The organism is Actinosynnema sp. NPDC059797, assembly GCF_042732085.1.
Classification (GTDB): domain Bacteria; phylum Actinomycetota; class Actinomycetes; order Mycobacteriales; family Pseudonocardiaceae; genus Actinosynnema.
Map to the genome: position 1 here is coordinate 1 of NZ_JBHWIE010000354.1, position 7,104 is coordinate 7,104.

The 7,104-nt window shown below is 71.4% G+C and carries 3 protein-coding genes and 1 pseudogene; 1 reads left to right on the top strand and 3 read right to left on the bottom strand.

Annotated features, from left to right (window positions below; all coding sequences use genetic code 11):
* Positions 1-128: 128 nt before the first annotated feature.
* From ACFV4N_RS36850 to ACFV4N_RS36860, 3 genes and pseudogenes are all read right to left on the bottom strand, one after another.
* On the bottom strand, positions 129-2,801 hold the full coding sequence (locus tag ACFV4N_RS36850; RefSeq protein WP_499677298.1) for a glycoside hydrolase family 9 protein: 2,673 nt from the start codon (positions 2,799-2,801) through the stop codon (positions 129-131).
* Positions 2,802-3,014: 213 nt separating this feature from the next.
* Entirely contained in the window at positions 3,015-3,428 is a 414-nt protein-coding gene (locus tag ACFV4N_RS36855) for a cellulose binding domain-containing protein (RefSeq protein ID WP_499677300.1), read from the bottom strand.
* Positions 3,408-5,231 (bottom strand): annotated as a pseudogene (locus tag ACFV4N_RS36860) (glycoside hydrolase family 3 protein); the annotation flags it as partial. The pseudogene ACFV4N_RS36860 and the gene ACFV4N_RS36855, both read right to left, overlap by 21 nt.
* A gap of 423 nt (positions 5,232-5,654) precedes the next feature.
* Here ACFV4N_RS36860 and ACFV4N_RS36865 point away from each other — a divergent pair.
* Complete coding sequence (locus tag ACFV4N_RS36865) at positions 5,655-7,091, top strand: glycoside hydrolase family 6 protein (RefSeq protein WP_499677299.1); 1,437 nt, start codon at positions 5,655-5,657, stop codon at positions 7,089-7,091.
* The last annotated feature ends 13 nt before the right edge of the window (positions 7,092-7,104 follow it).

Below are 7,104 nucleotides of genomic sequence, written 5' to 3' on the forward strand. Positions count from 1 at the left end.
ATAACGCGCCGCCCGCTTCTTTTTTTTATACTCGCCCGGGGGGGGGGGGGGGGGGGGGGGGGGGGGGGGGGGGGGGGGCGGCGGCCGGGGGGGCGGGGGCGCCCACACCCCCCCGCCCCGAGACTGGGTCAGGGCTCCGTGCCCCAGGAGAGGGTGCCGCCCGCGTAGGCGGTGACCCGGTCGAAGTCGGTCAGCGCGGCGCTGACCCGGTAGCTGTGGTCGTTGGTCTGGTCGAAGGTGGACCAGTCGGACTTGGCCACCCGCAGCTGGATGTCGCCGGTGCTCGCGCCGGGCGCGAGGGAGCCCGCGGTGAAGGACAGCTGGACGTAGGCGTCGGCGCCGGCCCGCGCGCTCGGCAGCTTCACCACCGTGGCGCGCACGTTGGCGCAGCCGACCGCGGCCCAGTCGCAGAAAACCTGGTAGCCGGCGTTGGACGAGTCCCCGGTGAACCAGTACCGCAGGGTGGCCGTCGAGCGGTCGACGGCGGTGGTGCCCCGGTTGACCAGCGCGAGCGTGGCGCCGATCTGGTTGGAGGTCGCGGAACCGTTGCCCCGCTGCTGGACGGCGAGGGTCCCGCCACCGCCGCCGGTGTCCTCGCGCGCGGTGCGGAAGGTGACGACGGCGCTGGCGGCGGAGGTGTTGCCGGCCGCGTCCCTGGCCCGGACCGCGAAGGTCTGCGGCGTGTCCGGGGTCAGTCCGGTGAGCTGGAACGTCGGGGTGGCCGAAGCACCTGCTGACGTGCCGTCCGCCAGGAGCACGTCATAGCCGGCCACCCCGACGTTGTCGGTGGACGCCGTCCAGCTCAGCGTGGCGCCGGTGGCGCCCACGTTCGAGACCCGCAGCCCGGTGGGGGCGGACGGGGCCTCGCGGTCCTCGACGGCCGGACCGGGCTCCCGGCCCCACTGCACCGCGCCGTCCTGGACGAGGGTCAGGCGGTCGGTGAGGGCGACGGTGTTGCCCTGGCCCAGCCCTTCGTAGGACCAGTCGTTCGTCGGGTCCCAGGCGCCCGCGCTGGTGATGCGGAACTGCACCTCGTGCCGGTGGGCGGACTGCCCGCCGGGGTACACGTCCGGGCACGGGACGTCGACGTAGTAGACGCGGCCGCCGTGCGGTCGGGGCGCGCTCGGCGTGCCGCACTGGTTGTAGTTCGTGGTGACCGTGACCTGGTCGGGCGTGGTGGTCCCGTCGAGGGTGAAGTAGTAGCGCAGGGAGCCGTTGAACGTCCGGGCGGGCCACGCGCTCTTGTTGATGACGAACGCCTTGACCTCGGTGAAGCCGGCCGCGCTCTGGTTGACCGACGCCTGGACGGTCAGCTCGGGGCCGTCGGGGGTCTCGGCGACCGGGAAGTTCGCCAGGGGCGTGCCGCCGTACTCCTTGTAGAGCCGGGCGAGCGCGCCGGTGAAGCCGGCGTTGTAGTCGAGCGCGACCTCGTTGGCGACGAAGTCGGTGCGGTCGTCCTTGTAGGCGTCGTTGTTGGTGCCGGGGCCGCCGACGAGCGCGCCGTACAGGACGTGCCTGCTGGTCGCGGGTTCCTGCATGGTGTCGGCCCACGCGCCGTGCGCGGTGCGGTGGTGCGGGTTGCGCGGCGGGTTGGCGCCAAAGCCGACGACGTAGCTGGCGTTGCGCGGGTTGTCGCCCAGCGCGTAGTTGACCTGCCGCACGCCGAAGTCGTGGTAGGCGGCGGCGCGGGCCGGGTCGCGCTCGCGCAGCCAGTCGCCGTGGAGCAGCGCGACGAACGCGGTGTTGGCCGCGTACCGCAGCGAGCCCCAGGTGTCGAGGTGGGCCTGGCCGCCCGGGGAGTACCGCACCCGGTTGCCGTTGTAGCCGGTGGTCCAGTAGTCCAGCCAGCGGTTGGTGTCGTCGACGTACTGCTGCTCGCCGGTGAGCTTGGCCATCAGGGCGTAGGCGCCGTAGGACTTGTCGTCCCACGCGATGGTCCAGCGGTACGAGCGGGTGGTCGTCTGCGGCTCGGTGGACAGCTTCTGGTACTCGGTCTTCGCCTTGTCCAGGTAGGACTGCTCGCCGGTGGCGCGGTGCAGCCAGACCGCGCCCCACACCAGCTCGTCCTGGTAACCGCTGTGGGAGTTGTAGAACTTCGCCGCGTCCGTGATGCAGGAGCTGTACTTGCCGCGGTAGGTGTCGGCGAAGCTGTAGAGCTGCTTGGCGTGCGTCAGCAGGGTGGCCGCGTAGGCCGGGTCGCTCTGCCGGAACACCATGGAGGAGGCGGCCATCGCCGCGGCGTACTCGCCCGCGAGGTCCGAGCCGGGGCAGGAGGCGTCCACTTTGTACGACGGGCGCGCCATGCGCATGACCTCGGCGGCGCCCCACCACTTGTGGTCGTCGTCGCCCCCGCCGACCTGGCCGTAGACCACGTTGGGCGACGGGTGCGCCTTGATGATCCAGTCGGTGCCCCACTTGAGGTTGGCCAGCAGGTGCCGCAGCTGGCCCGACCCCTCGTAGGCGTCGCGGTTCTCCACCGCGCCCCAGGCCAGCATGGTCATGGTGGCCGCGAAGGGCAGGCCGAACTTCACGTGGTCGCCGGCGTCGTAGAAGCCGCCGGACAGGTCCAGCCCCACGTCCCGGCCGTCCTGGAGCGCCGAGTCGCCGCGCCAGGACACCCGGTTGTCGGCGGGCAGGTCGCCCGACCGCTGGGCGTCGTAGAACCAGATCGACTTCTGGAGGGCCTCGCCGTAGTTGAACGCCGGCGCGGCCGCCGCGGGGGCCTGGAGCGGGGTGGACAACAGCGCGCCGACCAGCACCGCGAGGGTGCCGGACAGCGCTCTGTACATGCGTCGTCGCATGCGGTTCCTCCGGGGTGCAGGGCGGTGGAGGTGTTCTGGGAGCGCTCCCAGTCGGGGACTGTAACGGCATCGAAACACCGTGAAAAGAGGGTTGGACCACAAAGGCTTGACAAGTTGGGCCCGACAGCTCCTGCCCCGTAGGCCGAAGGCAGGCTCTCGCTGGTCCGGATGACGCAGGGTTGGGGAGCGCTCCCAGAGCGTGATCTCAGCGGGTCACCTCAGCCGGCAGCTCAGCTCGGGGGCCGACGGCGAGCCGTTCGCGGTGTAGCCGAACGTGGCGGAGGCGCCCGGCGCGAGCGCGCCGTTCCACCCGACATCGTCCACGGAGACCTGGGAACCGGACTGCGAGAGCCTGCCGTTCCACAGGCTGGTGATCGTGTTGCCGGTGCTCCAGGCGACCGTCCAGCCGGTGGACCGCGCGGCGGCGCGGTTGGTCACGGTGACCTCGGCCTGGAAGCCGCCCTGCCAGGAGCTCGCCACGCGGGTGGTCGCGGTGCAGCCCTCCCCCGGAGGGGGCGTGGTGGTCGTGGTGGTGGTGGTCGTCGTCGTGGTGGTTGTGGTCGTGGTGGTTGTGGTCGTGGTCGTGCTGGTGGTGGTGGTCGGGCCGTAGCTCAGGCCGTGGCCCAGCGGGTAGAGGGCGGCCTTGCCGTCGCCGGCGTTGATCGGCTGCTGCGAGGAGCTGTTCATCCAGGTCATCGGCAGTTTGCCGGTCGGGTTGTGGTCGCCGAGCAGCACGTCGGCCACGCCGCGCCCCTCGGTGCCCGGCAGCCAGGAGGCGAGCAGGGCGTTCCAGTTGCCGACCTGGCCCGCGACGTCCATCGGGCGGCCGGAGACCAGCACGACCACGACCGGGATGCCCGCGGAGCGGAGCCGGTTGATCGTGGTCAGGTCCTCCTGGTCCAGGCCGAGGCCGTTCGGCCGGTCGCCCCGGCCCTCGGCGTACGGCGTCTCGCCGACCACCGCGATCGCCGCCGTGTAGGCGTTGCTCACGCCGTTGCCGTAGCGGTCGTAGGTGACGTTGCCGCCCGCGTCGCGCAGGCCCTGGAGGATGGTGGTGCCCGGCGTGGTGTTGCCGCTGCCGCCCTGCCAGCTGATCGTCCAACCGCCGCTCTGGTAGCCGATGTTGTCGGCCGACTTGCCCGCCACGAAGTACCGGCCGGACCTGCTCAGCGGCAGCACGCCGTCGTTGCGCAGCAGCACCTGCGACTCCCGGACGGCCTCGCGGGCCAGGTCGCGGTGCGCGGCCGAGCCGACCGTCGGGGTCAGCGAGCGGTCGGTGAACGGGCGCTCGAACAGGCCCAGCTCGAACTTCTTGGCCAGGATGCGGCGGTTGGCGTCGTCCAGGCGCGCCTGGGTGATGCGCCCGGCCTGGACCTCGGCCTTGAGCAGGGCGGTGAACCGCCGGTAGTCGTTCGGGACCATGACCATGTCGACGCCCGCGTTGACCGCGGCGGTGATCTCCGCGCCGGTGAAGCCGACCGCGCCGTCGATCTGGTCGATGCCCGCCCAGTCGGAGACCACGAAGCCGGTGAAGCCCAGCTCGCCCTTGAGCAGGTCGGTGATCAGGTAGCGGTGGCCGTGCGCCTTGACGCCGTTCCAGCTGCTGTAGGAGATCATCACCGAGCCGACGCCGCGCTCCACCGCGGCCCGGAACGGCGGCAGGTGGACGTCGCGCAGCTCCTGCTCGGTGATCCGGGCGTCGCCCTGGTCGACGCCGCCCGCGGTGCCGCCGTCGCCGATGTAGTGCTTGGCGGTGGCCAGCACGGACCGGTTGTCGCCGCCGAGGGTCGCGCCCTGGAGCCCGTCGACGTAGGTGGTCATCGCGGTGGGGATCTCGGGCACCTCGCCGAACGACTCGTAGGTGCGACCCCACCGGTCGTCGCGGGCCACGCACAGGCAGGGCGCGAAGTTCCAGTCGATGCCGGTGCCCGCGACCTCGGCCGCGGTGGCCGCGCCGACGCGCCGGACCAGCTCCGGGTCGCGGGTGGCGCCGAGGCCGATGTTGTGCGGGAAGATCGTCGCGCCGCGCACGTTGTTGTGGCCGTGCACGGCGTCCACGCCGTAGATCATCGGGATGCCCAGCGGCGTGGACAGGGCCACGCGCTGGAACTCGTCGTACATGTCGGCCCAGCTCTGGGCGGTGTTGGGGGTCGGTGCGGAGCCGCCGCCGGACAGGACCGAGCCGATCCGGTAGGTGGCCAGGTCGGAGACCGGGTCCAGGGCGGCGCGGTCGACCTGGGTCATCTGGCCGACCTTGTCGTCGAGGGTCATCCGGGCCAGGAGCTGCTCGACCCGGGGGTCGGCCTGCGCGACCTGCGCCGCGGCGACCGGCCTGAGGGTGGGCACCAGCACGGTGGCGGTCAGCGCGGCGGCCGCCAGGAGGGCCGTCGTCGCGGCGACCGCGACGGGGCGGGAGGGAGTGCGCGTCATTGCGGGTCCTCCGTGTGAACGGTCTGGGAGCGTTCCCACAGTAGGTTTGTCCGCATTCCCGCACCAGGGGTGGACCTTTCGGAGCAACCGCCACTGAGCGACACGGCGCAATTCCGTCAAATCCGTGACCGCGTGTTCGGGTGAAGAGTGACGCGGATCTCGTTCACCCTAACGGCCCAATTTGCCGGAGAAATGAGCACGGAACGTCTCTGAACCGCCAAGATTCGCGACAGAAGGTACTTCGGACGTCGTTTTTTCACGCCTACTCTCACGTACCGTGATGAGGAGTGGGTCGGACACCTCCGAAACAGCCCCTTTTCCTCAACGTTTCCCAGTGGCTAAAGTCCTGCCACCTGGGAGCGCTCCCAGTCACCGCCACCCTCCGGTCAGACCCCGTTGCACCGACGCTGCGAGGACCTTCTGATGCACTCACCGAATGCCCAGGACCCCGGTCGCGACGACCGGCGCCCGCAGGACGCGACCCGGGGCCGACGAGCCCGGTCGGCCGCCGCGACCGCCATGTCCGGCGCGCTGGTCGCCGGCGCGGTGGCCCTGGTCCTGGGCGGTGGCACCACCGCCCAGGCGGCCGACTCGGCGTTCTACGTCGTCCCGGACACCTCGGCGGCGAGGTGGGTGGCCCAGAACCCCAACGACCCGAAGGCCGCGGTGATCCGCGACCGGATCGCGAGCGTGCCCCAGGCCCGCTGGTACACCACGAGCAACACCTCGCAGGTGCGCGGCCAGGTCGACGCGTTCGTGGGCGCGGCGGCGGCCGCCGGGAAGATCCCGATCATGGTCGTCTACAACATCCCCAACCGGGACTGCGGCGGCGCCAGCGGCGGCGGCGCGCGCTCCCACCAGGAGTACCGGGCGTGGGTGGACGAGGTCGCGGCGGGCCTGGCGGGTCGCCCGGCGGCGATCGTGCTGGAGCCCGACGTGCTGCCGATCATGAGCAACTGCCAGAGCCAGGGCCAGCAGGCCGAGACGATGGCGTCGATGGCCTACGCGGGCAAGAAGCTCAAGGCGGGCTCGTCGCAGGCGAAGGTGTACTTCGACATCGGCCACTCGGCGTGGCTGACCACGGCCGAGGCGAACGAGCGGCTGCGCGGCGCGGACATCTTCAACAGCGCCGACGGCATCTCGCTCAACGTGTCGAACTACCGCTTCACCCGCGATGAGGTCGCGTTCGGCAAGTCGGTGCTCAACGCGCTCGGCGACTCGCGCCTCAAGGCCGTGGTGGACACCAGCCGCAACGGCAACGGCCCGCTCGGCGACGAGTGGTGCGACCCGGCCGGCCGCGCGATCGGCACGCCGAGCACCACCGAGACCGGCGACTCCCAGATCGCCGCCTACCTGTGGATCAAGCTGCCCGGCGAGGCGGACGGCTGCATCGCCGGCGCGGGCCAGTTCGTGCCGCAGCGGGCGTACGACATGGCCGTGGCGGCGGGCCCGATCACCAGCACCACCACTTCCACCTCCACCACCACTTCCACCACTACCTCGACTTCCACGACCACGACCACCACGACGTCGACCACCCGGCCTCCAGGGGACGGTTGCCGGGTGACGCACCGAGTGGTGAGCCAGTGGTCGGGCGGTTACACCGGTGAGATCGTCATCGAGAACCGGGGAGCGTCGGTCGATTCCTGGACCCTGACGTTCTCCGCACCCGGCGTGACCGTTTCCCAGGGCTGGAACGGGACGTGGACCGACACGGGCGACACCGTGCGGGTCACCAACACGTCCTGGAACGGCAGGCTCGCGACCGGTGGTACCGCGACCATCGGTTACAACGCGAGCTTCAACGGAAGCACCCCACCGTTCACCTCTCCCACGTTGAACGGCGTGGTGTGCGCCTGATGCCGTGACAGCC